This window comes from Acidobacteriota bacterium, from assembly GCA_012729555.1.
Classification (GTDB): Bacteria; Acidobacteriota; UBA6911; order UBA6911; family UBA6911; genus UBA6911.
The window spans coordinates 1-25,469 of record JAAYCX010000005.1; the positions used below are offsets into that span (position 1 = coordinate 1).

Here is a 25,469-nt window from a genome sequence, read left to right on the forward strand (position 1 = left end):
ACCCGTGTTCCAGTTTACGATAATGATTCGGACTACCGGTCCATGTTTCATGACATCCTCATATCAGGATCCGGCCCATGCATGCGATTCGAACATGGAAGTCTAAACCCTAGCTTTAAAGCGGTTTGGATGATGGCGAGCACAACCATCCACATCCAGATATCTGTCGCGCCAAACCGATTGACACCCAGACTTTGGACAATGCAGGTGCCCAGCAGGGCATTCATGAAGAATTTCAGGATACTCGGCTTCTTGTTTAGAGATAAGTATAAGAGTGTCAGGGCCAGCCCAAGGATAAAGGGCAGGATGAAGACTCCGATCCACCCGTATTCAAGAAATGCGGAGTCCAGATAGGTATAGATGTTTGTGGGAAATGGTACCGTGGTAAAGGGACGCACATAGTCCGGCTTAATAACGTTTTCGGGATCCAATGCGTATAGGATTCGGGTGATGACTCCAAAGGTGATATGACCACTTCCTTCATATCCCTGAGGAAAAAGCACCATCTGCTGAAAGGCCGGAAAACCTGAAACCAGATAAAAGGAGAGATCCGCTATTCCCGCACGATCAGACACCGATTTGCTCAGGAGATTGGTGGTAAGGAGAAAATAGCCGACAAATAGTAGGATCACACCAGCTATCAGGGCCGTATGCTTATAGGACATCCTGCCGCGCCTCCCCATATCCACATATTGAATCCCCAAAAAGGTAGCAACGAGCATGGTGCCCATTGTCGTTCGTCCCGAACTCGGCAACAACAACAGAAACGTAACGATCAGAATTGCCCAGAATCTCCTGGGAGCCTTCGATCCGCGGATTTTGAGGTAGAGGCTGCACAGGATGAAGCACGGGATGGCAAAGGACCGGGCGACTCCTCCCCACCCTGCATTTCGCAACCTCCCGTAGACTTCCTCGTATCTAACGAGGATAGGGTCCCGCCAGAGAGAATCAATTCCTATAACCTGGTGCATCAACAGGTAATAGGAAAGAGTTCCCCATACGCCGATGAGAAAGAGAACATAAATCAGCCTATCCGCATGCTGCAAACCTTCGATGCTTGAGCGATCGATAGGTTTTATGGTTCGAGCTATTGGAAGGCCATAGAGGGCCTTCCCAAGCAGACACCCGCAGATAAACACCACGGTTGTTACAACAAAAACACCAAGGGTCTTCGGTCTCAAGGCATAGTAAGAAACGATCCCCGAATAAAACACAGCCAACGAAATAAACCACACCCCTCCAAAAAGACCCGGAGCCGCCAACCAGGAGCCCAAAAGGTCCTTGGACAGCTTCATGGAAAGCGCCGCCAGAACTAGGAAAAAGATTATCGCAACCGGATTGGGCTCAACCAGCATCTGTCTGTCACCCGACGATATGTTCGTACAACTGCCCCAGTTTCCTGGTCATTTCGCCGACGGATATCCATGGTCGGCATCCCTCCTGCAAGCGCCTTATTTCCTGAGGATCCTGGATGAACCTATTCATCGCATCGGTCAGGCTTACAGAATCGCCCGCCTTCACGAGATACCCGTTCCTGCCCGGTATCACATATTCGTTGATGCCGCCAATATCGCTGGCGATGATGGGAACGCCGCTCCCGAGAAATTCTATCCCTACCAAGCCAAACAACTCCTCCCATATCGAAGGAATGATACCTACATCAATGCCCAAATTGATCTTCCCTACGTCCTTGGACGGATATCCGCCCATGAACTCAATGTTAAGTCCATGTGCCTGATTTCTCAGGTATTGGAGATACCGTTGCTGCCCGTTCCCGAAAATCAGCAGCCGGGCCCGGCTTTGATCCACGGATCGGAACGATTGGATCAGAATTCCCAGCCCCTTGTTTTCGGCGACCCCCCCCCGATATCCGAAGGTGATCTGAGATCCGCCGTCATACGGCTTCTTCCTTGCAATTCTGTCAACAGCGCTAGTGGATATGGGCACATAATGGATCCGATCCTCATAAACACCATAATCCGCCAGGATCCTTCCCGATTTCTTCGAATAGACATGAATGGCGTCGACCCGATTGAGATTCTCGATAAATTCCGTCCTTCGCCGACGGTAGGCGGAAGCCAGCCGGTGCTGCTTTTCACTGTCCGCATCCGCCGTTACACAATCGGACTTGCCCCGGAGTCCCTGAGCACCGGAGCACATCACCTGAAGCAGATTCCAGATCTTCTTGGCGGGCAGAAAGAGCCTGTGTCCGTGCAAATGCTTCGCAACAGCGGCGATCACCGGTCTTTGTTTCCAGGCGAACGCGCAGGCCACACAACAACGTCCATCATCATAATCCACACAGGGGGTCTTCCGGTTAAAGAGCAGATCCCGCTGGGGACAGAGGTCCCAGTAATTATGAATCGTCTTCACCACAGGAATGTCGAGTTCACCGCAAAGCCTGATGAAGTCCGCGCAATGAAACGTCAATTCATGAATATGAACGATGTCCGGCTTCGCCAAAGAAAGGACCCGTTTACTGACTTGTATAACGGCTTCATGTCGTATCTCGTCTTCCGGTTTTCTCTTACCGGGCCGGTTAGGGGAGTTGACAAGATCATAAAGAGGGGTGCCGTCCGAGAGCCGCCTGATTTTCAGGAAGGTGCGCGGCAAGAACGCATAGGTACCGGATTGATAGATCGCCACTTCCATTCCTAGATTTCGACAGGCATTTATGCATTCCGCCTGAATTTGGGCGGCTCCACCTGCATTGACCGGGTGAAACCCGTATCCCACAAACAAGATCTTCATGGTACATCCTCTTGCACTGGCCCCTCAACCAGACTGCCTCCATCCGGTCCCTTCATTCGACGCCGATAGAGAAAAAATAGCCATAGCGTACCGAATACTTGTGAAGCCAGGTATACACCAGCGGCCGCAGCCGCACCATAGGAAGGAATAAAGCTCAAATTCAACACCACATTGACCACGGCGGTGAAAAGGATCTGCCAAAAGACTCCCGACTCACTTCCCGCCGCCAACAGCGGTTGCGACAACGCCCCGTTGATGGTCAGCACGGCCGCCGCTATCATCAGTATCTGGAGTATCGGCATGGTATTGCGATATTCGTCTCCATATACCCAAAGGACAATTCTTGGCGCCAAAGGGAGACCCACTCCCAGAATGATGCCGGAGATGACACCCGCCGTCGCGTAATACATCTTGCGAAGATGCCGAAACACCCCGGGATCCCTGCCATACTCCGCGGAAAGAATGGGGAACATCCAGACGTTGATGAGCGCGATAACGGCGATGCCCATGCTCATGAGACGAAAGCCCGCGCTGTACTGCCCGACTTCCGCGGGAGATCGGGTCATCTGAAGTATCAGGATATCGGATCCATGATAGATTTGCACAAAAAGGGAAGACATCCAGAACCACCTGGAGCTACGGATATAACCCATGGTTTGCCGCAGGCGCATTTTGGCCTTCCCAAAAATCCCGGGGGGCAGTTGCCATAGAAGCCATCCCGCACTCGCCACGCCGCCGATGACACGGGCAAGGGGAGCCCAGATCACAGAGCCGGAATCGACCACGAGCAACAGAGTCGACAGGCAGATGACCACCTGCTGGAAAAGACGGCCCAGCGCGACCGCACGCATCCTTTGAAATCCCAGGTGCAGCCATTCGATATTGAGAGCAAACGGGAACAACCAAAGGAGCGACATGACGACGACCGGACGTACATCTGCCGGCCATGGGGGAAAGAGATTGACAACGCTCACCGACAACACCACCACGCAGGTTCCAAGTATCAGCTGGAATGCAGCGATATTGATCAGTAACTGACCTGCCCGCGCTGGATCCCGAGCAGTCGCGCGGTTGCCGTATGCATTGAGGCCGCAGTCGACCATCATGGCCGCATACAGCGCTATAGTTTGGGCGTAGTTATAAATGCCAAAGGCGTTCTGGCCAAGCTTGCGGGCAAGATAGGCATTCACGAAAAAACCAATCACCAGCGCGCCAAAATTGCCGCAGATCAGCCACACCAGATTCTTGGCCAGGCGTTTGACATAACTGGAGTCCAGCCCGGCCCTTGCCCATCTCGAAAAACAGGCCATTGATTGCATCCCAAAAAAACCGAGGTTTGGCAGCAGGTGATGGCTCTAGTCGGTCCTTGCAGATTTCGCTCTTCGATGGCAGATCGATTTCCTGATGGCGTCCACCTTCCGGGAGACTACCTCATCCTTGGTCGCCTGCAAGCCCAATGCCAGGACCGTTCCGGTCAGTGCACCCAGAAAGAGCCCGATTATCAGGTAATAGCTGCGCCTGGGAGCGCTCTTCTTTTCCGGCGGGACAGCCTGATCCACCACCTGAATCATCGGCGATTCCCTTGCCTCATCGATACGGGCGATTTCATATTGCTGGGCGAGCAGTTCGTAGAGAGCCTCGTGATACCGGACCTCCCGGAGACGCCGCGCATAGTCGAGCGCGGCCTCCGGAACCATGGAGGTGGGCATGAAGGGGTTGGACCCGTCCCTGGCGCTCTTTGCCTCGAGCTCCTTCATCTGCTCCCGCAGCGCTGCGATCTCGATCTCCTGGCGCTGGACCTCGGGGTTCCGGGCGGTGGCCCCCGCCTTCAGGCGCTCGAGGGCCACTTCGCGGGCCACGATTTCGGCCCGCAGCTGCGCCATCGACTGGATGACGGCGGACACCTGGCTGCTGACCTGGAACAGCCCCTTCTGTTCCTGCATCTTCTGCAGCGCAGTCTCGGCTTCCGCCAGCAGGGCCCTCTCCTTGTCCAGCTCCCGTTCGAAGAACAGCCTTCTCTGCGCCGCTTCGGACACCGCCAGCCGGCTGTTCTGCTCCTGCAGGCAATCGACGTAGGCATTGGCCAGGTCGGCGGCGCGCCGGGGGTCGCGGTCCTCGACGGAGATGTGAATCATCGAGTATTTGGCGGCGTTGAAGCTGGAGTGTTTGGAGAGCTCCCGCCTGGCATCGGTGAACGTCTCGACCTCGTAGACATCCTTGAGCGAATGCTGCGTCACCAGCTTGTCCATGACCGTGCGGCTGCTGAGGATCCCGATATAAATATCCGAGGGGTTCTTGATCCCCAGGCTTTGCCCCGCCATGCCGGCGATCCCGCCCAGCTGGCCCAGGAGCGCGGCGGCGGTAGAGGACTGCTGCGGCGGCGGCATGATCACCGCGGTGGCCGTGAAGGTCGGAGGGGTGACGAGGGCGATGACGGTCGCCGCGATGCCGAAGATCAGCGTCGAGAGCAGGATCACTCGCTTTCTCTCGGCCAGGACGATGAGCAGGTCGAGCAGGCTCGTGCCCCGCGGTTCGCGTCCGGGGGGTGGGGTTGGGAGATTGGGGTCCGCCTCGTGGGTCAACACGGCCTCCTGTGATATCTGTCTATCTCAACACGTTGATCGCCGCGGCGCCCAGTCCGAACTGGGAGATGACTTCGGACCAGTTGCGCAGGTTGGTGAGGAACGTGGTCTTGAACAGGTGCTCGGGGATGATGACGGCGTCCCCGGGGTTCAGGCTCTTCTTGTCGAAGCCCGAGGTGCTCTGCCGCGGGAGGACGCTCCCGTCGGCGCGCAGGACGTAGGCGCGGTCCTCGTCGGCGTTGCGCGTGAACCCTCCCGCCTGGGCGATGTACTCCCTGACCGGGCGCTTTTTGGCGAAGACCAGGGCGTTCGGGCTGTAGACCGCGCCCATGACGTTGATCGTCGATGGGAGCGCCGGGACGACGAAGCGGTCGCCGTCCTCCAGGGTCATGTGCGCGATCTGGGAAAAGTCGTTGCTGTCCGGGTCGAGGCTGAGCACGATCCGGCCCGTGGGCTGGACCGAGCGCAGCCGCTCCACCATTTCCTTCTGGCTCTTGATCTCCGCCTCCAGCATCTGCGCCTGGCTGGGATTGTCGGCGTTGGCCAGCCGGTTGCGGGCCGCCTTGTCGGCCTCCTGCTCGAGGTCCTGGATGTAGCGCTCCATCCGCTTCAGCTGGTCCTTGCGGACCGATTCCCGCAGGAACTCGGCCCCGAAGAGGTACGCCTGCGGCGTCAGCCCGCCCGCCTTTTCGATCAGCCGCCCCAGGGTCTCCCCCGGCTCGACGTCGTAGATGCCCGGGGCGTTGAACTCCCCTTCGAGGCGGACGGTCCGGGTCTGCTGCATCTGCGGCACGCGGATGTCCGCCTGGGAGAAGACGGTGACGACGTCCCCGGGCCGGAGTTCCAGGTTCTGCCCGGCATCGTTTTCGAGTACCAGGCGGCCGAGGTGGAAGGGGAGGAGCTTGGTCATGAGGTCCTGCGGGTTCTGGCGCTCGATGACGGCGTAGGACCAGTTGATGTCCGGGGCGGTGGGACCGATGCGGGTCTCGGAGAGCCTCCGGCGCGCCTCCTCGACCGGCTCGGCCGCGATCGCCTCCTCCGGGGGGGTGAATCCCAGCAGGTTGCGCTTTTTCCAGTAGTCGCGGGTGACGAGCGATTCGCGGTCCGGGATGATGTCCTTCAGCCGCATGCCGGGGTGCCAGCGGAAACGCCCCGCGTTGGCCACGTTCCCCCGCAGCGTCACGGTTTCCTCGAACCGCGGCTGGATGGTGCGCGCCTGGAATACGTCCCCGTCCCTCACGGGCAGCCGCATCCCCTCCTCGTCGAGCCGGAACTCCACGACCCGGCGCGCGCCCGCCGCGATCCGCTCGAGGGTGGCCCGCTCCCGGTCGGCCAGGGCCGACAGGCCCCCCGTCATCCCGACCAGGTCCGCCACCGTCTCCTCCCCCTTGAGTTCGTAAACGGCGGGGTTCTTCACGCTCCCCGCCGCCGCCACCTGCGGACCGACGGGGGGAATGTAGACCACGTCCCCGGGAAGGAGGCGCGCGTCCCCGGACTTGTCGCCCCGCAGGAGGAGGTCGTAGAGATCCATCCCGGCGACGACCTCCGCCCCCCGCTTCAGCTGGATCCGCCGCATCGAGCCCTGGGCCGAGGGCCCGCCCGCCGCGAACAGGGCGCTGACCATGGTGCTGAGCGAGCTGACCGTGTAGGTCCCCGGACGCCGGGCGTGGCCCACGACGAAGACCTGGATCGAGCGCAGCTGCCCCATGTTCACGCTCAGGTCGAAATTGCGGAAGACGCGTTCGAGCTGCGAGCGGAGGAAACCGGGCAGCTGCCGGAACTCGACGCCGGCGACGGTGATGCTGCCGGCCTGGGGGATGTACACCGCGCCCGCCCGGTCGACGATGAGGTTCAGGTCCATGTTCACCTGCCCCCAGATCCGGAGGAGAATCTCGTCGCCGGGGCCGATCACGTAATCCGCCGTCACCGGGACCCGGTCGAGGGGCGCGAACGTCGTCGGCACCCGCTCGAAAAGGGAGGCCCCGTAGATCGGGAGGAGGGCGCCGACCGACGAGGCGGCAAAGCGCTGGAACTCGCTCGGAGCTTCCGGCTCCGGCATGGGCAGGAACTCGAGTTCGGGAGGATAGCGGCGCTGCAGTTCCCCGGCCGCCTCCCCTTCCCGCTCCCCGGCGGGCAGACCGGTCTCGCTCCCCCGCCTCTCCAGCGGGGGAAGATCGAGCGTGTCCCCCGGGAGCTGGCACTCGGGGAGCAGGTGGCCCAGGGGTCCGTCGCACTCTTCGGGCCGCTCGGGGTAGGCGCCGGGCTCCAGGCCCGGGACCTGCCCGGAATCCCGCGCCGGGTCCCGGTCGGAACGGGATGCGGCGGGAACCTGGTTCTGCATCCCCCGGGCCGCGTTCGGGTCGCGCGGCGCGTAGACCTGGGCGGCGGCCGAACCGGCCAGGAGGAGCAGAGCCGCCGCCGGCCAGGACAGGGAAAAGCGGCGCGGCCTGAGGATGCGGATGGATGACATCACGAATCAATCTCCTGTTCGAATCGGGCGGACGGCCGCATGGGGGCGCCTGCCGGAAACAGTTCCTGTGTATGATGGCCCTATGTCGTCGGCCACGATATACGAAGAACCCTTGTCAGGTCAAGCGTCCAGGCCCGCACCGGGCCGGGCGCGGGGGCACCCGCGGGCAACGCAAATATAATTATTCCTATACTTGCAGGAACAACACCGATTCTAGGGCTCGTAGACCACCCTGAGCTGAAAAGCGAAATCGTTTTCCGATCCCGCCTCGATGAAACCGGCGTTGCGCTTCGTGTCCAGGCCCGCTTCCGCGTACAGATGAAGGGGACCGGAGAGGGTCTTCTGCCCCCCCAGCCGCAGCAGGGTGCGCCCCTCGTCGGGACGGTTGAGGACTTTTTCGATGTCGATGTTGTTCCCCTCGGAGTTGTAGACCATCCGGTAGCGGTCGCCCATGCGCTCGAGGCGGCGCACCCGGAGCTGGACGAACTCCCGCAGGTTGAACTGGTAGCGCGACGTCACCGCCCCCGACCAGGTGTCCGAACCGGCGTCGTACCCGAGGAATTTGCCGTCGAGGGCGAACCCGTCGGTGTAAAACCCGTGCCGGTAGGGGAACTGGCCGCTGTAGACGAGTTCCGCGCGGAGGGAGAGCTTCTCGGCCCCGTTGAACTTCGGAAAATGGACCCCCCAGAGCCAGGCGGCGTCGCTTCGGATCATGTACTTCTGCTCCGCCTGGGTGTCCTCCAGGAGCATCTTCCCGTACAGCTCCATACCCATGGCTTTCGGGACGCGGAAGGTGGCATCCATCCCCATGAGGTGGTTCGAGTTGGCCCGGTCGTTGACCGTCGGGGAGAGAAAGCCGATGAAGGAGCCCACGGCGGTGCCGAAATCGGGCGCTTTCGCCCCCTCCCCCCCGAGAAAGACCGCGTGGTCGAAACCGATGTTGACCCACCGGAAGGGGCGGTAGTCGAGCCGGTAACCCGAAAGGGTCGCCCCGGAGCGCCCGTAGTCGTCCCCTAGCCAGGAGACGAAGGCGGTCCCGCGGAAATGTCCCGCATGCCGCAAAAATCCGGGGAACCGGAACGGGGCGGGGGAGGAGACCTTGACCATGTCGAGGGCGCGGGCGTTGCCGCTGAAGAAGATCCCGTTCTCGCCGGGCCCCCACCGCACGTCGTCCCGGCCCACGAGCAGGTCCACGTTGCCGAACCCGGTCTTGGCGTAGGCGCGGGCCAGCCCGACGCCGGAGTCGCTGCCGGAGCGGGCGAAGACCTTCGGCTCGAGGTAGGCGGCGAAGTGAGAAGAGGCCCGGAGGGTGTGGACGGAACGGAGGTGGAGGTTCGAATGCCCGTCGAAACGGTCCCCGTTCTGATAGGAGAGAAGCGGCTGCACCCGGCCGGAGGTGCCGCCCAGCCCGTTTTCGGGCATCGGCGCCTCCTCCTGGTCGGTAGCCGTCCAGGCGAGCGAGGCGGAGTCGAGGGGGACGAAACGGACTCCCCCCTCGGGGTTGCCGAACTCCCGCTCCAGTTCGGCGATCATGGAATCGAAGGGCCCTCGGTTCCCCCCGAGGCTCCGCCGCGCCTCGGCCGCGAGGCGGGCTATGACGGAACGCGCGAGCGGCCTCTGGTCGGGCATGTAGGTCCGGACGAGGCCGGCGGCGTGGAGCTTGTCGAGGTAGAGGTAGACCGCCTCGTCGTAGCAGTGGACGTCCACCCCGGCAAGGAGCGCCGGGCAGGAAAGCAGCAGCAGGGCGGGCACACGCCATCTGAATTTCATGAAACTCCCCTCGAGCGATACTGGCCGTTTGCGATTTCCGGAAGATCTTACTATATTTGAGGCGGGCCGCCACCGTTTTCACGACGTCGCGGCCTATGGCGGATCAACGGGAGTCCAGGGAGGTCAGGGAGAATGGCGAACCATCCCAGAACGGTGGGGGTGATCCCCGCGCGCTTCGGTTCCGAGAGGCTGCCGGGAAAGGTCCTGCTCCACATCGGCGGCCGGGCGATGGTCCACTGGGTCTACGACCGGGTCCGGCAATCGCCCCTGCTCGACGAGGTCCTGGTGGCCACCGACAGCCGGAGCGTGCTGCAGTACTGCCAGGGCTATCACATCCCGGTCCTGCTGACGGGCGAGCATGCCTCGGGCAGCGACCGGCTCTACGAGGTGGTGGAGCGGACCGACGGGGAGGTCTACGTCAACATCCAGGGGGACGAGCCCACCATCACGGCCGGGCACGTCGAGCTGCTGCTCGAACCGATTCTCGACGGCAGGGCCGAGGTCTCCACCCTGAAGACGGCGCTCCACGGGGCGGCTGCGGCGGACCCCAACTGCGTCAAGGTGGTCACCGACAAAAACGGGCGGGCGCTCTATTTCTCGCGCTTCCCCATCCCCTGCGACCGCGACGGCGCCGGGGGCGTCGCCTACTACAAGCACATCGGCCTTTACGCCTACACCCGCGAAGCCCTGGTGCGGTTTCACGCGCTGCCGCAGTCCCCCCTGGAGCTGGCCGAAAAACTGGAACAGCTCCGATTCCTCGAAAACGGCACGGCGATTTACGTCGCCGAGACCGCGGAGGACACGATCGGCGTCGACACGGAAGAGGACCTGGAGCGCGCGCGCGCCTTTCTGGCCTGAACTATCTCAAAATGTCGAAAGGGGGTTACCGGCCCCCCCTCACGACCTGCAGGAACGCGCCGAAATAGCGCCGCCACGAATCCGCCGTCGACTGATAGGAATTTTCGAAGACAAAGTGATCCGCCAGTGCCTCCCGAACCCGCAGGAGTTCCCCGAGCCGGAGCCGGTTCTTGCCGTCCGCGACGGAAAGATCCATCAGTTCAAGTGCACGCTCGAACGCCCGCCCGCTGAAATCGGATCTCCCTTTGGATCGCCATGATATGGCCCTTTCGATCTCGCTGCCCACGTTCGCCATCTGCTCGCAAAACGAGAGCTGAAACCATTTTCCCGCCGCAAGATCCTTATGCATCGTCATCGGGTCACCAGGGAGGCCGCAATCCTGGCGATCTTCTCACGGGTTTCGGGATCCTCGACACCGCGACTACGGTTTCCGACCGAAGGTCGGAGGTTGATCATGGAATCAAACTCGATGAAATCCTCCCCCTCGAGGTCGGGATAAAAGTTGATTCCCCACAAATCATTCTGGCGGGAGCCGGACTGGATGAGGAGAGCCTCCTCGTCCGCGTGCAGTTCGGCATTCACGACCATGATCTTCCGGTCCACGTCCACAACAGCCTTGACAAGATCCCCGAAAGTTTCAGCCGCCATCCTGCGAAGATCCTCAAGACCGATCCTGTGCGCCTCATCAACGATCTGCATTCCCCCCCCTGTCATGGAAGCCCATCAAGGGAAATATACATCGGCACAGCCCATCATCCAAAAGGATCGATCCCTCCCGGGGGCGGAATTGCGGGCCGGGGACACGGCTGCTAGAATATGGAGTCAAACGCACCGGCCATGGCCAAGGGGGGCCCGAGAACTGGACATGTACTTTCTGTATAGCCTGCTGCTGGTGGTCTGGGGCCTTCTGCTCCTCCCGTTTTTTCTCTACCGGTCGTGGCGCCGCGGGCGGCGGCTCGAGGGGCTCGCCGAACGTTTCGGCCGCCTGCCGGCGTCGGTCGGGCCGTCCGGCGGGGGCGCCGTCTGGTTCCACTCCTGTTCGGTGGGCGAAACGCTCAGCCTCGAGCCGCTGGTGAAAGCGCTCAGAGCCCGCCTGCCCGAAGCCCGGTTCCTGTTCTCGACCGTGACGCCCACGGGGCGGCAGGTGGCCGCCAGCCGGTTCGGGGCCGGGAACGTCTTCTATTTCCCGGTCGATTTCGCCTTCGTCGTCCGGCGCGTGCTCGACCGGGTCCGGCCCGCCGTGATCATCATCATCGACACCGAAATCTGGCCCAACCTCCTCGACGTGGCGAAGCGGCGCGGCATCCCGGTCGTCCTGGTCAACGGCCGCATCTCGGCCGCCTCCTTCCCCTGGTACCGGCGGGCGCGCCCCCTGCTCCGTCATGCGCTCCGGAACTACGAGACCCTGCTGATGCAGTCGAGCGAGGACGCGGGGCGGATCCTCGCCATGGGGGCGCCCCGCGACCGGGTCCGGGTGATGGGCAACCTCAAATTCGACCGGGAAGCCGGGGGCGCCGACCCCGCCCCCGCCGGGGACCTCGGCGAGGGTTTTCTCGCCGGCGCCGGGAGGCTGATCGTGGCCGGGAGCACCCACCCGGGAGAGGAGGCGCAGCTGCTGGAGACCCTGCGGCGCATCCGGGAGACGCCGGGGTGCGCCGAGGTGCGGCTCCTGCTGGCGCCGCGGCACCCGGAGCGCTTCGACGAAACGGCCCGCCTGGCCGAAGAACTGGGATTTTCCGTCCGGCGCCGGTCGCGGCGGGAAACCGGAGAGGCCGAGGTGCTCCTGCTCGACACCCTGGGGGAACTGGCCGCCGTGTACCGACACGCCGACGTGGTCTTCGTGGGGGGGACCCTGGTCCGCCGCGGCGGGCACAGCATCCTCGAACCCGCCGCCTTCCGCCGGGCCATCGTCGTAGGACCCAGCATGGAAAATTTCCAGTCGATCGCCGACGCCTTCCTCGCCGGAGGCGCCCTCTGCCGGATCGCCGCCGGGGAGGAGGACCCCCGGCTGCAGAGGAGACAATTATTGGACGTTTTCCTCCGCCTGTTGCAGAATGCAGGGGAACGGGAAAGGATGGGGGCTGCGGCCGGGGCCATCCTGGAGCGGAACCGCGGAGCCGCCATCGCCGCGGCGGACACGATCGCGTCCCTTGTCGAGAGGCGGGTCCGTGCGTAAATCCCGGGGGCAGGAGAACGGAGCATGCAGATGAGGGAACACATCCATCGCACCCTTTCGAACCTGGAACCACGGACCCTGACGCAGGGCTTCACACGGCAGGCGGCCGTCCTCATCCCGGTGTTCGAATGGAAGCGGGGATACCACTTCCTCCTGACACGGCGCACCGACGAGGTCGAGACGCACAAGGGGCAGATCTCCTTCCCCGGCGGGATGCAGGAGGAGGGGGAGGACCTGGTCCGCACCGCGCTGCGGGAAACCTACGAAGAGGTGGGGATCGCCGAGGACCGGGTCGAAATCCTGGGGCGGTTCCACGATTATGTTTCCATCACGGAGTGCCGCGTCACCCCGTTCGCGGCCTTCCTGCATGCGCCCTTCTCCCTCCGCCCCCAGGAGCGCGAGGTGGCCGAAATCCTCCGGGTCCCCTTCGAAACGTTCCTGGACCCGGAGCGGCTGCGGACCGGCAGAATGACCTGGGCGCAACGGTCCGTCAAGGTGTACTACTATTCCTTCGGCGCGCACGAGATCTGGGGACTGACGGCCCGCATCATCAAGGAGTTCATCGACACCCTCAAGCTGCGCTCCCCGCAACCCGGGACACCCTGAATCGAGGCAGAGGCATGGAGCATCACCCCATCGGAGTATTCGACTCCGGGTTCGGCGGCCTGACCGTGCTCCGGGAGATCGAGCGCGTCCTCCCGCGGCACGATTTCCTCTACCTGGGGGACAACGCGCGCACGCCCTACGGGAACCGGTCATTCGAGGTGGTCCACGCCTACACGCTCGAGGCCGTCGAGTGGCTCCTCGAGCGCGGCTGCCCGCTGGTGATCCTCGCCTGCAACACCGCGTCGGCCAAGGCGCTGCGCACGATCCAGCAGCGGGACCTGCCCCGCATCGGCCCGGGCGCGCGTGTCCTGGGGGTAATCCGGCCCGTCGCCGAAACCGTGGGCGCGCTCACGCGCTCCGGGCACATCGGGGTCCTGGCCACGGCGGGGACGGTGGCCTCCGATTCCTACCGGATCGAAATCCTGAACCACTTCCCGGAGGTCACGGTCGTGCAGCAGGAGTGCCCCATGTGGGTGCCGCTGGTGGAAAACGGCGAGTTCGATGGCCCGGGGGCCGACTTCTTCGTCGGCAGGGACATCGGCCGCCTCCTCGAGCGGGACCCGCTCGTCGATACCGTCGTGCTCGGGTGCACCCACTACCCGCTTCTCGAGGAAAAGGTGCGCGCCCGCCTCCCCGCCGGCATCCGGGTGGTGTCCCAGGGGGAGATCGTCGCCCGGAGCTTGGCCCACTATCTCGAGCGCCACCCCGAAATCTCGGCCAGGTGCTCGCGCGCCGGACGCCGTGCGTTCCATACCTCCGAAAACCCCGCCGTCTTCGACCGTTCGGCCGCCCTCTTCTACGGCCGTCCCGTCCGGTCCGGCCATATTTGTTTGCCAAATCGGTAAGGGTGCGATAGAAAGCTCTTTCATTCAGCGGGGGAGAGTCATGTATTCGTTCGAACCGACCGAGGAACAGAAGATGGTGATCGACGCCGCCAGGCGGCTGGCGGCCAGGGAATTCCGGCCCCGGATGAGGGACTCCGACGAAAAAGGGGAGCCGGACCCGGCGTGGATGGACGAGGGCTGGGCACTCTCCCTCCTCCCGGCCAGCATCCCCGAAGAGTTCGGCGGCTTCGGCGCCAATTCGGCCCTCACCTGGGCGCTGGCGGCGGAAGAACTGGCCTGGGGGGACCTCGCCGCGACCCTGGCGCTGCTGGCGCCGAACCTGGTGGCGCTGCCGGTGCTGCGAGCGGGGACCCCGGAGCAGAAGGCCATGCACCTCCCGGCGTTCTGCAACGACGCCTGGGCCCCCGCGGCGGCCGCGCTGATGGAGCCGCGGATCGCGTTCGACCCCTTCGCCCTCGAGACGCAGGCGGTGAGGGACGGGGGGGGCTACCGGGTCACGGGAACCAAATGCGACGTCCCCTTCGCCCTGGAATCGGACTGGATCCTCGTCTACGCCGCCCTGGAGGGGAAAACCCAAGCCCTGCTGGTGCCGACGAACGCACCGGGCGTAACGGTAGGTCAGCGGGAGCGGAACATGGGCCTGCGCGCCCTCCCTCTCTACTCCGTGAGTTTCACCGACTGCGCCGTCCCCGCCTCGCACCTTCTCGGGGGGGAACAGGGATGCGATTTCGATCTCCTGCTGGCGGCCGCGCGCACGGCCCTGGCCTCCATGGCCGTGGGGGTCGCCCGCGCCGCCTACGACTTCGCGCTCGATTACACCAGGCAGCGCACGGCCTTCGGGGAGCCGCTCGCCCGGCGCCAGTCGATCGCCTTCACCCTGGCGGAACTGGTCACCGACATCGATGCGGCGCGGCTGCTGGTCTGGGAGGCCGCGTGGAACCTGGACCAGGGGAAGGACGCCGTCCGGGCGGCCGCCTTCGCCCTGAACTTCGCCTCCGACACGGCGCTCAGGACGGCCGACCGCGCCGTCCAGCTCCTCGGGGGATACGGGTACGTGCGCGATTACCCGGTGGAACTCTGGCTGCGGAACGCGCGCGCGTTCGGGGTCCTGGAGGGCATCGCCACGGTATAGCCCGCAGCGGCACGCTTTCGGATGAGGAGATTTCGGGATGATCAGCTTTGAAAACTCGGACCTGATAAAGAAACAGCAGCGGTACGCGGAATCGATCGCCCGGGAACACATACGGCCGCTGGCCCGGTATTACGACGATCCCGAACACGAGCACGAAATCCCCTGGGATTTCGTGCGGTTCATCTGGGACACCGGGAGGAAAGGGCTCGACGCCCTGATGCCGGGCGCCGAGGTCCCCGACGAACCCTTCATGCTGCAGATCCATACCAACGAGATGATCTCCTGGGGCGACGTCGGGTTTTTCATGTGCCTCCCCTGGCCCGCCCTGGGGGGGAACGCCATCCAGAACACCGGGACCGAGGAGCAGAAAAACCGCCTCACCGAGCGCTTCCGGGGGGAGCGGCCCACCTGGACCTGCATGGCGCTGACCGAATCCCACTGCGGATCGGACTCCTCGGCCATCCGCACCCGGGCGGTGCAGGACGGCGACGGGTGGGTCCTCAACGGGGAGAAGCTGTTCGTCACCAGCGCCCGGAAGGCGCTCGAGGAGTCGCAGGGCTTCATGGTCGTCTGGGCGACGACGGACCCCGGGGCCGGGCGCAGCGCCATCCGCCCCTTTCTGGTGGAGGCGGGCAACCCCGGCGTGAGGATCATGAAGCTGGAAAACAAGCTGGGCCTGCGCGCCAGCGATACGGCCGTCGTCATCCTCGAGGACTGCCGCGTCCCCCTGGAAAACCTGCTCGGGGGAGGGGAAAAGGGGTTCAAGGGCGCCATGGCCACCTTCGACTCCGCCCGGCCGGCCGCCGCCTCGAGCGGCCTGGGCATCGCGCGGGCTACGATCGATTTCGTCAAGGAGGAGCTCGAGCGGCAGGGCATCACGATCCGCTACGCGCTCCCGCGCCGGCTGCTCACGGCCATCGAGCGGGATGTCATCGAAATGGAGACCGAGTGGCGGGCCGCCTGGCTGCTGACGGTCAGGGCCGCCTGGATGGTGGACCGGGGGATTCCCAATACGGTCGAATCGTCCATGTCCAAGGTCAAGGCGGGGGAGGCCGTCACCCGGATCACCCAGAAGGGGATCGAACTCATGGGCCCGCTGGGGTACTCCGAACGGATGCTGCTGGAAAAGTGGATGCGGGACGGCAAGATCATCGACCTGTTCGAGGGGACCGGGCAGATCAACCGGCTGGTGATCGCCAGGCGCATCCTGGGCTACTCCAGCAGGGACCTGAAATAGGGCGCGCGCCCGCGCCCTTCGGGGGGAACACCTTGGAATCGCAGGTCGTGATCGGCCTCAACGCCGTCATCGTCGCGGTGACGGGGGACACGCCCCGCATCCTCACCGTCAGGAGAGAGAGGGCCTCCCCGGCCGGAGACCCCGCGGGGCGCGAAACCGGAGGATGGCAGGAGGCCATCCCCTCCGGCCCCCTCGACCCGTCCGGCGACCGCACCCTGGAACTGGGCCTGCGCCGCTGGGTGCGCGAACAGACCGGGCTGGGGATCGGCTACGTCGAGCAGCTCTATACCTTCGGCGACCGCAACCGGGACCCCCTGGAATCAAGCGGAGGCCCCCGCGTGATCTCCGTCGCCTACCTGGCCCTGGTCCGGGAGGGGAAGCCTTCCGGGGCCGCCGGCGCCGACTGGCGCGACTGGTACCGTTTCTTCCCCTGGGAGGACTGGCGCGGCGGCCCCCCGGCCGTCATCGGGGACCCTATCGGGCCGGCGCTCGAACGGTGGGTGCGCCAATCGCCCGACCGGAGGACGCAAAGGGAAAGGCGCGAACGGGGCGACATCCACTTCGGGTTGAGGGGGGCCCCCTGGGTTCCGGAACGCGTGCTGGAACGCTACGAGCTGATCTACGAAATCGGGCTGGCGGTCGAAGCCTTCCGCGACCGGGGTCCTCTGGGGACGGCCCCGCCGTCCGGCGGGGAGCGGCGCGGCCGGCGGGACGGCCGGGGGAGGCAGATGGGGCAGCCCCTGGCGCTCGACCACCGCCGGATCCTGGCGACGGCCCTGGGACGCCTCCGGGGAAAGCTGAATTACCGGCCGGTCGTGTTCGAGCTCCTCCCCGCGGAGTTCACCCTGCTCCAGCTGCAGAGGGTCCTGGAATCCCTGGCGGGGGTGCGGCTGCACAAGCAGAACCTGCGCCGCCTGGTGGAAAAGGGGGGGCTCGTCGAGGGGACCGGCCGGCTCGACCCCCGGACCGGGGGGCGTCCGGCGGAACTTTTCCGTTTCCGGCGGGATGTCCTGCGCGAACGTCCCGCCCCCGGAGTCGGCCTGCCCGGGATCCGCCACGGGGCCTGACCCTCCGGACTCACCGGGGCGGATCCTGCGGGGTCCCCGGGTCCATCCCGGCCTGCTCGAGGAAACCGATCACCCGGTCCCCAAGCTCGCGCAGCGAAAGCGACGCCTTGACAAGGTAGCCGACGGCGCCCAGGGCCTTCGCCCGTTGCACGTCGGCCTCGATGGAGGAATTGGAGAGGATGACCACCGGGATGTGACGCGTCTTCTCTTCCCTTTTCAGCACCTCCAGCGTCTCGATTCCCGTAAGCCTCGGCATGAGCATGTCCAGGAGAATGAGGTCCGGGGATCCGGAGAGCGCCTGCCGGATCCCTTCTTCGCCGTCCACGGCCGTCAGCACCGTAAATCCCCTTTTCCCGAGGCTGACTTCGCAGGCCCGGCGCAGAAACTTGTCATCCTCGATCACGAGGATTCGAGCGTTGATCATCTAACTTCTCCGTTTTCGAGGGGAAGGGTGAAAACGAAGGTGGAGCCCACCCCTTCCTCGGATTCGCACCAGACCCTGCCGCCGAATCGCTCCACGATCAGGCGCACCAGGTACAGCCCCAGGCCGGTGCCTTCCGTTTCCACCGCGAGGACGTTGCCCGCGCGGTAAAATTTTTCGAACAGCTTCCGCATGTCAGCCGGGGGGATGCCGATGCCGGTGTCCCGGATCTCCCAGCGCAGCCCGCCGTCGCCGGCCTCGATCCGGACCCGGACCTCCCCCTCCTCCGGGGTGTATTTCACGGCGTTCGCTATCAGGTTGAGGACCGCCTGCCGGATCAGCTGGGGGTCCACCCGGGGCTCGGGAAGACGCTCGGGGGCCAGCACCGAGAACCGCTGCCGTTTGTCCTTCACCAGCGGATCGAGTTCCGCGACCACCTCCCGGGTCAGGCCGGCCAGGTCGACGGGACGCCGGGCCACCTTGATGCTCCCCCGCTCGAGGCGCGAGACATCCAGCAGGTCGTTGACCAGCCCGATCAGCCGGTCGGTCGAAATGCGCGCATCCCGGACGAAGGACTGCATCTCCTCGGGGTTGTCGAGGGTTTCCATGGCCAGTTCGAGCATCCACTTCACCCCCGACAGGGGGGTCCGCAGCTGGTGGGTCACGAAGGAGACGAAATCGGTCTTCATCTGTTCGGCGCGCTTGCGCTCGGTGATGTCGGTCACCGCCCCGATCAGCCGCACGGCCTTCCCCTTCTGGTTCCGGATCGCCATGGCACGATCGGAAACGATGAGGTAGGCCCCCTTCCCGTCCGATATCCGGTATTCCTCCGAAAAGAGCGTTCCCGCCTCCAGGTGACTGTGAAACGCCCTCCGCACCCGCTGGAGATCGTCCGGGTGCACGGTGTCCCAGAACTCCTGCCGGGTCCGGGCCACGGGCTGGTTCTCGGCCCGCAGCTGGTCGTACCGGGCCCCGAAAAAGACCACGCTGTCGGCGGCGAGGTCCCAGTCGTAGACGATGTCGCTGGCGCACCGGGCCGCGATGCGGAACCGCTCCTCCGAGTCGCGCACCGCCTCGAGCAGCCGCGCGACCCGCACGGCGCTGGCGGCGTTGTCGGCGAAGAGGGAGAGCAACCGCGCGTCCGCCTCGTTGAACTCCCGGCTGGTCCCCACGAGTTCGTGAACCCCCAGGACCCCGACCAGTTCCCCCCCGCGCATCATCGGGACGAGCACGGTGGACTTGATCGGGAGCTTGCTGATGTCGCGCGAGCGGTCGGGCCAGGTTCGGTAGTCCTTGAGGATCAGCGGCTCCCGGGTCCGGGCCACGTGCCCGGCGGGACCCCGGTCCATCGGGAGGTGCGACCCGACCGGCATCCCCACCCCCACCTCGGCCGCGATCTGGAAATCGTTCTGCTCGGAGTCGTAGAGGAAGATGGCGCAGCCCGCGGCCGACAACAGGTTCTTGGCTCTTTCCAGGATCGTCTGCAGCAGCGTGGATAATTCATGCTGCACCGAAACATCGTGGGAGGTGTCGTACAGGGCCGCCAGCTCGAGCGCCCGCTGCTTCGCTTCCAGAAGGCACTCGGAGTTCCGCCGCGAATCCGACAGGGCCTGACGCACCATCCTGACCCCGGAGTACACGGCCCCCGCGAGCAGCAGCAGCCCGATCAGGCCGAACGTCAGGACGAGCCCCCCCCTCCCGCCCGGCCCCGGCATCAGCGCGCAAAGGCCCGCAGAGACCGTGAGGAACAGGAGCGCCCCGACCGCCAGGACACAGAATACGCGGCAGAGAGCCTCCACGGGGGAGGGCGAGGGCTCGGGGGAAGCTCCGGCAGAGGCCGAATCGGATCGAAACAGTGCGCGAAGCAGCGGAACGGCCATAGATTCTCCATCTCTCCACAATGGCGCCGGGTAAACGAAGCATGATTATCGGATATTTGAGCGAAGAAATACAGGCCCCGGGTGAAAATGGTCAGACCAGCCGCCTTCGCCCCTCACGGCGCTCCCGGGGAGGGGGCGCGGCGGCGGGCTCGACCCGGTTCCGGCCGCGGGTCTTGGCGCGATAGAGCGCCTCGTCGGCCGATCTCAACAGCAGGCCCGGATCGCCGGCGCCGCGGTCGGAGGCGATCCCGATGCTCAGGGTCACCCCCTCCCGGCCCGGGAGGGAGTCGAACGCGTGGCCCTCCACCCTCTGGCGCACCCGCTCGGCCATCTTCAACCCCTGCCCCTTCCGGACCCCGGGCATCACGATGACGAATTCCTCCCCGCCGTAGCGGCCGATCCGGTCGAAATGGCGCAGCGCGGACTGCATCGTCAGGACGGTTTCCCTGAGCACGGCGTCGCCGACGACGTGGCCGAAGGTGTCGTTGACGCGTTTGAAATCGTCAATATCGACGACGGCGGCCGAAAGGGGTTTCCGGGCGGCGCGCGCCGCCGCCGTTTCCCTCTCCAGGATGTCGAGAATGGCCTGCCGGTTCCAGATGCCGGTCAGGGAGTCGTGCGTGGCCTGGTGGAAGAGTTCCCGCTGCTTGAGCGCCAGCGAGGACTGCAGATTGATGATGCGCAGGCCCGACTGCAGCCGGGCCCGGAGTTCATGGATATCGAACGGCTTCGCGACGTAATCGTCGGCCTCGGCGTCGAGCGCGGTGACCACGTCCTCCTTCTCGTTCCTCGAGGTGATCAGGATGACATAACTGTAGGTGTCGGACATCTGCGCCCGGATCCGCCGGCAGATATCGACCCCGCTCATCCCCGGCATCATCCAGTCCAGGATGACGAGCCTCGGCGGGTCGATCCCCTGGAGGATGTCCCAGGCCTCGGTCCCGTCCGAGGCCAGGACCACCTCGTACCCCCAACGGCAGAGGGCCTTGCGCAGGGAGAGCCGGAAAAAGGCATCATCGTCCGCCAGCAGGACTTTCATTCGATCCGCTCCCGGCAGAAGGATTCGAGCTCCCGCAGCACGCCGGCCATCGCGGAATCCAGCTCCTCGAGGCTCTTCCAGGCCCCGGCCAGGTCCCTTTCGCGTCCCATCGTCTCCAGGTCCGCCGCGCTGCCGCGCGCCTCGGCGGCGCCGAAATAGGCCAGCCTTCCCTTGAGGGTATGGGCCAGGCGTTCCAGGGTGGCGTGGTCGCGGCCGAGGACCGAGTTCTGCATCTCCTCGAGCATGCGGGGATAGTCCTCGATGAAGATTCCGGACAGCTCCCGGAGCAGTTCCCGGTCCCCGTCCACGTGAGACAGCGCAACGTCCAGATCCAAACTTTCGCCCTTCCCGTCTGAAGGCATCATCGCTCCGGACCCGTGGCGGGACCCCCCCGCCGCCATTCAAATCTTAGTCCAGTTTCCTGAAAGTTCCAATATGCTTACAACCCGTTTCCGTCGCGTACCCTTATCGGCCGCGCGCCGGGAATCGTCGCATTTTGATTGCCGGATCCAGGCTTGTGTCCCCCCGCCCCCGGTGCTATTTTTCGGAGGAACCGGAGCGGATCGCGCCCGGACGCAACCCCGGAGGACGGGCCCCATGCCCAAATGGAAGCTGGTGATCGAATACGAGGGGACCCGCTACCGGGGCTGGCAGGAGCAGAAGAACGCCCGGACGGTCCAGGGGGAACTCCGCAAGGCGGCGGAAGGGATCCTGGGCAGCGGGGTCGAGATCTCCGGTTCCGGGCGCACCGACGCCGGGGTGCACGCGCTCTGCCAGGTGGCGCACCTCGCCGGCGCCCGCCCCATGTCGGCGGCGGCGCTGAGACAGGGGATCAACGACCGGCTCCCGGCCGACATCAACATCCGCCGGGCCGAGGACGCCCCGGCGCGGTTCCACGCACGGCATCACGCCCGGGAGCGCTTCTACCTTTACCAGATCTCCAGGCGCCGCACCGCTTTCGGAAAGCATTATGTCTGGTGGGTGCGGGACCGGCTCGACGTGGGGCTGATGCGGGCGGCCGCGCGGCGTTATGTCGGGATGGGGGATTTCGTCGCCTACAAGGAAAAGGAAGAGAAGGACGCCAGCACGCTGGTCGACATCACCGGCTGCGCCCTGGAGGAGTGCGGCGACCTGCTCCTCGTGCGCATCAGCGCCTCCCATTTTCTCTGGAAGATGGTGCGCCGCATGGTGGGCGTCCTGGTCGAGGTCGGCCGGGGGAACCTCACCCTGCCTCAGGTCGGGCGATTGACGCACGCGGAGATCGCCCGCTGGACCGCGCCCCCGGCCGGACTGTTCCTGGAATACGTCCGCTATCAAGCGGACCCTCCCCCGGGCCCGATCACCCCCGCGACCCTGTTCCGCTGACGCACCCGCCGAACCGGGGTATAATGGAGCCGCCGGCCGCCCGTCCCGGCGGCCGAAAACGGAAGGGGGATCCATGCAGGAGAACTCCAAACATAACGCCGCATCGGAGAAGGTCGAGATGGGCTACGGCTGCGGCCGGTGGCTCGACACGCCCTTCGACAACGCCCTGGATCGCGCCCGCAACGCCTTGAAATCGGAAGGATTCGGGGTGTTGTGCGAGATCGACATCGATGCCAAGTTCAGGGAAAAGCTGGGGGTGGAATTCACCAGGTACAAGATCCTGGGCGCCTGCAACCCGTCGCTCGCCTACCAGGCGCTCGGGAGGGAAATGGACCTAGGGCTCCTTCTGCCCTGCAACGTGATCGTGTACGAAAAGGAGGGCGGAAGCTTCGTGGCCGCCATCGACGCGGCGAAGATGCTCGCCCTGGTCGGCAACGCCGACCTGGCCGCCGTTGCCGGCCAGGTCAACGATCGCCTGCGGCGCGTCATCGACACTCTCTAGAAAGGAAGGGGGATCCATGCCCGGATGGCTGACCTTGCTGATCGTCGTCGTCGCCTACATCGCGGTGATGAAGTGGCTGCTCCCCGCCTGCGGCGTCGAGACCTGAATGTCCCAACCCTCGAGCGCCGGGTCCCGGTGCCACCCCGACAAAATCAGCAAAGGAACCCCTCAAAAGCCGCCTGAATGATCGGGCCCGCCAGGCTTTCGCCCGAGCAGGGAGCGGCAGGCGGCCAGCACCTGCTCCTCGCCGATCCCGGTGAGGCAGGGGGGCTCCGCATGCGCGCAGCGGTTGACGACGCAGGGGGAACAGTCCACCCCGGGCGCCCGCACCACCTCCAGCGGCGCCTCCGTAAAGGGGGCGGTGCCGTCCGGGTCCCCCGCCCCGAAAAGAACCGCGACCGGGCGGCCGAGGGCGGCCGCCAGGTGGGCGATGCCGGAATCGGTCGAGACGACGAGATCGGCCGACCGGCAGAGCGCCGCAAGCGCCAGGCCGTCGGTCTTCCCCGCCAGGTTGACGCATCGCTCCGGCCTGCGGGTCCGCCGCCGGACCTCTTCTGAAAAGACACGCTCCGAACCCGAACCGGGAATGGCCAGCGTCCCCGCAAATTCCTCCAGGAGCCGGTCGGCCAGGGCGGCCGCCATCCCGGGGGGGAGGCGGCGCGACTGCGCCGCGGAATTCGGGTTGAACAGGATCAGCGGGCGCGCCGTCGCCGGGCCGGCCAGGGGAGACCGCGCGCGCTCGAGCGCTTCCCCCCCGAGGACCACCCGCGGCGGAGGCGCTCCGTCCGCGCCGCTATAGGCGTCGAGGAGGTTCCGATACTCCAGGACCCGATGCACCCCCGGGGGTTTGGGGTAGGCGTGGGTCAGCAAAAACGACCTCCCCTCGTGCGCGTAGCCGATCCTGTGCCGGCTCCGGCTGGCAAAGGCCCCCAGGGCGGACGAAAACGAATCGGGGAGGCAGAAGAAGCGGTCGTGGCGCCGCCCCCCGGCGGCGCGGTGCAGCCGCACCCAGCGCAGGGGGGAGCGGGCGTCCTCCCGCCCGAAGGGGACTACCTCGCCCACCGGGCCCAGGAGCGGGGCCAGCGGCGCCAGTTCCCTTCTGACGATCACATCGACGGGTCCGCCGTAGAACTCCGCGCACGCGCGCACGAAGGCCCCGCTCATCACGAGATCGCCCAGCCAGTTCGGCAAACGCACCAGTATGGTCATCGGGCACCCGCCGCTCGCTACGCCAGCATCATGAAGGCGAAAAAGAGCACCGCTCCGTTGTTGAGGGCGTGCGCCGTCATGGGCGCGATGATCGACCCGCGCCACTGGCGGACGGCGCACAGGGTAAACCCGATCATGCCGAGGACGGGGACGGCCATCCAGCCCTGCGGGTGGATGAGGGCGAAGAGGAGCCCGGTGGCGACGCCCGCCACCGCCCAGTGCAGGCGGCGGCGCAGGTACCCGAAGAGCATCCCGCGAAAGAAGGTCTCCTCCACGACGGGGGCCCAGACGCAGCCCAGGAGCGCGATGAGGGCCAGGGTGGCCGGGTCCCCCCTGATTTCGTTCACGATGGGGTGGGAGGGAACCTTCCCGGCGAAGCGCGAGAGGAACATGACCGGGACCAGGGCGAGGGCGAGCAGGGGAAGCCCCGCGAGATAGCCGAGGACTCCGGCCCCCATTTCGCGCCAGACCCCCTGCCCGCGGTGCCACCCGAGGGCGGCGCGGGTCCCCTTCCACCCCGCCCCCCGGAGCATGGGCCAGCAGAGGGCCAGGATCACGGCCGGGAGCGCCAGCAACACCGACGCGGGGGCCAGGCCCGGCAGGAGCCGCAGCGCAAGCGCCGGCAGCACGATCATCCCCGCGAGGTAGATGGCGAAAGCCTCGATGAGGGGCTCCCCGGGGGAATCGGGAGGCGAAAACCGGGCCCGCAGCCCCCCCCTCCTACGCCAGAGGAGCGCGAGGATGAGAAGGACGGTTCCCGCCATCAGGGCGGCGACGGCGCCCGTGATGAAGGCCGCGGCTCCCGCGAAGGTCCGCAGCGCCGCACGGACGACCGCCCGCCGCTCCGGGTCCCCGGGGGGCAGGTCGTGACTGAGCGCCAGGGCCCCGGTCCACCCGTACTTCTCGATTTCCGGCCGCCGGGCGGCCCCGAAGGAACGGCTCCCCTGCCGGTAGAGCTCGAGAAAGAGGGCGGCGTCGCGGGCCGAACCGCCGCCTCCAGGCTCCGCGGCCAGGTGCTCCAGTTCCGCCAGCGCTTTCTCCCGCGCGCCCAGCTCCACCAGGACGGGAGCGAGGAAGAGCCGCTTCTGCGGGTGGTGCGAACCCTCGATCGCCTTCTCGAGCTGGGGGATGCCGAGCGCCGCGCTCTCCTCCCCGAGCAGGCTCTTCATCCCCACGACATACCGTCCCATCAGCCCCAGCGCCATGTCGCGCTCGAAGCCCTGCCGGGGCGCATCCCCCCCCGGGGAGGAATGCCCCTGGGCCGCGACGACGGCCATGAGGATCACGAGGCACGCGACGGCGGTCCCCACGGAGCGTCCGGGGGGCGCTCCATCCCTGTTCGGCTGCACGGATGGCGTTTGCATCCATCAAAAATACTGTACCGCGCCCTTTTCTGCAATAATTGAGGCACGAACGCTTCTAGATGCATGCATGATCGGGTAGGAGGGGGCCTCACGGCCCCCGTCCTCCCACACCACCGGACGTACGGTTCCGTATCCGGCGGTTCAGATAATCATAAGGGCTGACGAACCGTTGTCAGCAGTGATAGCAGCCCCAGG

At 65.3% G+C, this 25,469-nt stretch carries 23 protein-coding genes; 9 read left to right on the forward strand and 14 right to left on the reverse strand.

Annotated elements, in window-relative coordinates:
* Window positions 1-47 precede the first annotated feature (47 nt).
* The 6 genes from GXY47_00585 to GXY47_00610 form a co-directional block, all read right to left on the reverse strand.
* Entirely contained in the window at window positions 48-1,355 is a 1,308-nt protein-coding gene (locus GXY47_00585) for an oligosaccharide repeat unit polymerase (protein NLV29622.1), read from the reverse strand.
* Window positions 1,356-1,362: 7 nt separating this feature from the next.
* Window positions 1,363-2,751: a glycosyltransferase family 4 protein gene (locus GXY47_00590; protein ID NLV29623.1), complete on the reverse strand. Its 1,389-nt coding sequence runs from the start codon at window positions 2,749-2,751 to the stop codon at window positions 1,363-1,365.
* Window positions 2,748-4,061, reverse strand: a complete 1,314-nt coding sequence (locus GXY47_00595) for a flippase (GenBank protein ID NLV29624.1) — start codon at window positions 4,059-4,061, stop codon at window positions 2,748-2,750. Before GXY47_00595 ends, GXY47_00590 begins: the two co-directional genes overlap by 4 nt.
* 45 nt (window positions 4,062-4,106) lie before the next feature.
* A complete protein-coding gene (locus tag GXY47_00600) occupies window positions 4,107-5,333 on the reverse strand; it encodes a hypothetical protein (GenBank protein NLV29625.1) in 1,227 nt (408 codons plus the stop codon).
* 22 nt (window positions 5,334-5,355) lie between these two features.
* Window positions 5,356-7,806 carry a sugar transporter gene (locus GXY47_00605; GenBank protein ID NLV29626.1) on the reverse strand — a complete coding sequence of 817 codons (2,451 nt, stop codon included), beginning with the start codon at window positions 7,804-7,806 and terminating at the stop codon, window positions 5,356-5,358.
* A 210-nt stretch (window positions 7,807-8,016) separates the two neighbouring features.
* Window positions 8,017-9,573: a capsule assembly Wzi family protein gene (locus GXY47_00610; protein NLV29627.1), complete on the reverse strand. Its 1,557-nt coding sequence runs from the start codon at window positions 9,571-9,573 to the stop codon at window positions 8,017-8,019.
* A 132-nt stretch (window positions 9,574-9,705) separates the two neighbouring features.
* Here GXY47_00610 and kdsB point away from each other — a divergent pair, with 132 nt between their 5' ends.
* Window positions 9,706-10,431, forward strand: a complete 726-nt coding sequence (kdsB, locus tag GXY47_00615; protein ID NLV29628.1) for a 3-deoxy-manno-octulosonate cytidylyltransferase — start codon at window positions 9,706-9,708, stop codon at window positions 10,429-10,431.
* Window positions 10,432-10,456: 25 nt separating this feature from the next.
* Here the strand turns inward: kdsB and GXY47_00620 are convergent, their stop codons facing one another.
* Together GXY47_00620 and GXY47_00625 are read right to left on the reverse strand one after the other, a co-directional pair.
* Window positions 10,457-10,786, reverse strand: a complete 330-nt coding sequence (locus GXY47_00620) for a hypothetical protein (protein ID NLV29629.1) — start codon at window positions 10,784-10,786, stop codon at window positions 10,457-10,459.
* Window positions 10,783-11,130: a hypothetical protein gene (locus GXY47_00625; GenBank protein NLV29630.1), complete on the reverse strand. Its 348-nt coding sequence runs from the start codon at window positions 11,128-11,130 to the stop codon at window positions 10,783-10,785. Before GXY47_00625 ends, GXY47_00620 begins: the two co-directional genes overlap by 4 nt.
* A gap of 166 nt (window positions 11,131-11,296) precedes the next feature.
* Between GXY47_00625 and GXY47_00630 the strand changes: the two genes are divergently transcribed.
* The 6 genes from GXY47_00630 to GXY47_00655 are packed head-to-tail and all read left to right on the forward strand — an operon-like array spanning window position 11,297 to window position 17,494.
* The gene (locus GXY47_00630) at window positions 11,297-12,607 is read left to right on the forward strand and encodes a 3-deoxy-D-manno-octulosonic acid transferase (GenBank protein NLV29631.1); all 1,311 of its coding nucleotides are present in this window, start codon (window positions 11,297-11,299) and stop codon (window positions 12,605-12,607) included.
* Window positions 12,608-12,631: 24 nt separating this feature from the next.
* Entirely contained in the window at window positions 12,632-13,213 is a 582-nt protein-coding gene (locus GXY47_00635; protein ID NLV29632.1) for a CoA pyrophosphatase, read from the forward strand.
* A 14-nt stretch (window positions 13,214-13,227) separates the two neighbouring features.
* The gene (gene murI, locus GXY47_00640) at window positions 13,228-14,058 is read left to right on the forward strand and encodes a glutamate racemase (GenBank protein ID NLV29633.1); all 831 of its coding nucleotides are present in this window, start codon (window positions 13,228-13,230) and stop codon (window positions 14,056-14,058) included.
* Window positions 14,059-14,098: 40 nt separating this feature from the next.
* Window positions 14,099-15,190 carry an acyl-CoA dehydrogenase gene (locus tag GXY47_00645; protein NLV29634.1) on the forward strand — a complete coding sequence of 364 codons (1,092 nt, stop codon included), beginning with the start codon at window positions 14,099-14,101 and terminating at the stop codon, window positions 15,188-15,190.
* Between the two features lie 37 nt (window positions 15,191-15,227).
* Window positions 15,228-16,427, forward strand: a complete 1,200-nt coding sequence (locus tag GXY47_00650) for an acyl-CoA dehydrogenase (protein NLV29635.1) — start codon at window positions 15,228-15,230, stop codon at window positions 16,425-16,427.
* 32 nt (window positions 16,428-16,459) lie between these two features.
* Window positions 16,460-17,494, forward strand: coding sequence for an NUDIX domain-containing protein (locus GXY47_00655; GenBank protein NLV29636.1), 1,035 nt, complete (start codon window positions 16,460-16,462; stop codon window positions 17,492-17,494).
* 10 nt (window positions 17,495-17,504) lie between these two features.
* On the opposite strand, the gene GXY47_00660 is transcribed toward GXY47_00655, so the two are convergent.
* From GXY47_00660 to GXY47_00675, 4 genes are all read right to left on the reverse strand, one after another.
* Window positions 17,505-17,918 carry a response regulator gene (locus tag GXY47_00660; GenBank protein NLV29637.1) on the reverse strand — a complete coding sequence of 138 codons (414 nt, stop codon included), beginning with the start codon at window positions 17,916-17,918 and terminating at the stop codon, window positions 17,505-17,507.
* Entirely contained in the window at window positions 17,915-19,795 is a 1,881-nt protein-coding gene (locus tag GXY47_00665; protein NLV29638.1) for a GAF domain-containing protein, read from the reverse strand. The genes GXY47_00660 and GXY47_00665 overlap by 4 nt, the downstream gene beginning before the upstream one ends.
* Before the next feature lie 91 nt (window positions 19,796-19,886).
* Window positions 19,887-20,834, reverse strand: coding sequence for a diguanylate cyclase (locus GXY47_00670; protein ID NLV29639.1), 948 nt, complete (start codon window positions 20,832-20,834; stop codon window positions 19,887-19,889).
* Window positions 20,831-21,169, reverse strand: coding sequence for an Hpt domain-containing protein (locus tag GXY47_00675; GenBank protein ID NLV29640.1), 339 nt, complete (start codon window positions 21,167-21,169; stop codon window positions 20,831-20,833). Before GXY47_00675 ends, GXY47_00670 begins: the two co-directional genes overlap by 4 nt.
* Window positions 21,170-21,431: 262 nt before the next feature.
* Between GXY47_00675 and truA the strand changes: the two genes are divergently transcribed.
* Window positions 21,432-22,199, forward strand: coding sequence for a tRNA pseudouridine(38-40) synthase TruA (truA, locus tag GXY47_00680; protein ID NLV29641.1), 768 nt, complete (start codon window positions 21,432-21,434; stop codon window positions 22,197-22,199).
* Window positions 22,200-22,317: 118 nt separating this feature from the next.
* The gene (locus tag GXY47_00685) at window positions 22,318-22,701 is read left to right on the forward strand and encodes a DUF302 domain-containing protein (GenBank protein ID NLV29642.1); all 384 of its coding nucleotides are present in this window, start codon (window positions 22,318-22,320) and stop codon (window positions 22,699-22,701) included.
* Between the two features lie 168 nt (window positions 22,702-22,869).
* Here the strand turns inward: GXY47_00685 and GXY47_00690 are convergent, their stop codons facing one another.
* Together GXY47_00690 and GXY47_00695 are read right to left on the reverse strand one after the other, a co-directional pair.
* Entirely contained in the window at window positions 22,870-23,910 is a 1,041-nt protein-coding gene (locus tag GXY47_00690; protein NLV29643.1) for a glycosyltransferase family 9 protein, read from the reverse strand.
* A gap of 17 nt (window positions 23,911-23,927) precedes the next feature.
* Window positions 23,928-25,220, reverse strand: a complete 1,293-nt coding sequence (locus GXY47_00695; protein ID NLV29644.1) for a CPBP family intramembrane metalloprotease — start codon at window positions 25,218-25,220, stop codon at window positions 23,928-23,930.
* Window positions 25,221-25,469 lie beyond the last annotated feature (249 nt).

Bases quoted from the DNA above. Each gene is read 5' to 3' on its own strand.
- GXY47_00620 (NLV29629.1), bottom strand. From the start codon at position 10,786: ATGACGATGCATAAGGATCTTGCGGCGGGAAAATGGTTTCAGCTCTCG.
- GXY47_00670 (NLV29639.1), bottom strand. From the start codon at position 20,834: ATGAAAGTCCTGCTGGCGGACGATGATGCCTTTTTCCGGCTCTCCCTG.
- GXY47_00660 (NLV29637.1), bottom strand. From the start codon at position 17,918: ATGATCAACGCTCGAATCCTCGTGATCGAGGATGACAAGTTTCTGCGC.
- GXY47_00650 (NLV29635.1), top strand. From the start codon at position 15,228: ATGATCAGCTTTGAAAACTCGGACCTGATAAAGAAACAGCAGCGGTAC.
- GXY47_00585 (NLV29622.1), bottom strand. From the start codon at position 1,355: ATGCTGGTTGAGCCCAATCCGGTTGCGATAATCTTTTTCCTAGTTCTG.
- GXY47_00645 (NLV29634.1), top strand. From the start codon at position 14,099: ATGTATTCGTTCGAACCGACCGAGGAACAGAAGATGGTGATCGACGCC.
- GXY47_00595 (NLV29624.1), bottom strand. From the start codon at position 4,061: ATGGCCTGTTTTTCGAGATGGGCAAGGGCCGGGCTGGACTCCAGTTAT.
- GXY47_00625 (NLV29630.1), bottom strand. From the start codon at position 11,130: ATGCAGATCGTTGATGAGGCGCACAGGATCGGTCTTGAGGATCTTCGC.
- murI (NLV29633.1), top strand. From the start codon at position 13,228: ATGGAGCATCACCCCATCGGAGTATTCGACTCCGGGTTCGGCGGCCTG.
- kdsB (NLV29628.1), top strand. From the start codon at position 9,706: ATGGCGAACCATCCCAGAACGGTGGGGGTGATCCCCGCGCGCTTCGGT.
- GXY47_00690 (NLV29643.1), bottom strand. From the start codon at position 23,910: ATGACCATACTGGTGCGTTTGCCGAACTGGCTGGGCGATCTCGTGATG.
- GXY47_00630 (NLV29631.1), top strand. From the start codon at position 11,297: ATGTACTTTCTGTATAGCCTGCTGCTGGTGGTCTGGGGCCTTCTGCTC.
- GXY47_00685 (NLV29642.1), top strand. From the start codon at position 22,318: ATGGGCTACGGCTGCGGCCGGTGGCTCGACACGCCCTTCGACAACGCC.
- truA (NLV29641.1), top strand. From the start codon at position 21,432: ATGCCCAAATGGAAGCTGGTGATCGAATACGAGGGGACCCGCTACCGG.
- GXY47_00635 (NLV29632.1), top strand. From the start codon at position 12,632: ATGCAGATGAGGGAACACATCCATCGCACCCTTTCGAACCTGGAACCA.
- GXY47_00610 (NLV29627.1), bottom strand. From the start codon at position 9,573: ATGAAATTCAGATGGCGTGTGCCCGCCCTGCTGCTGCTTTCCTGCCCG.
- GXY47_00590 (NLV29623.1), bottom strand. From the start codon at position 2,751: ATGAAGATCTTGTTTGTGGGATACGGGTTTCACCCGGTCAATGCAGGT.
- GXY47_00665 (NLV29638.1), bottom strand. From the start codon at position 19,795: ATGGCCGTTCCGCTGCTTCGCGCACTGTTTCGATCCGATTCGGCCTCT.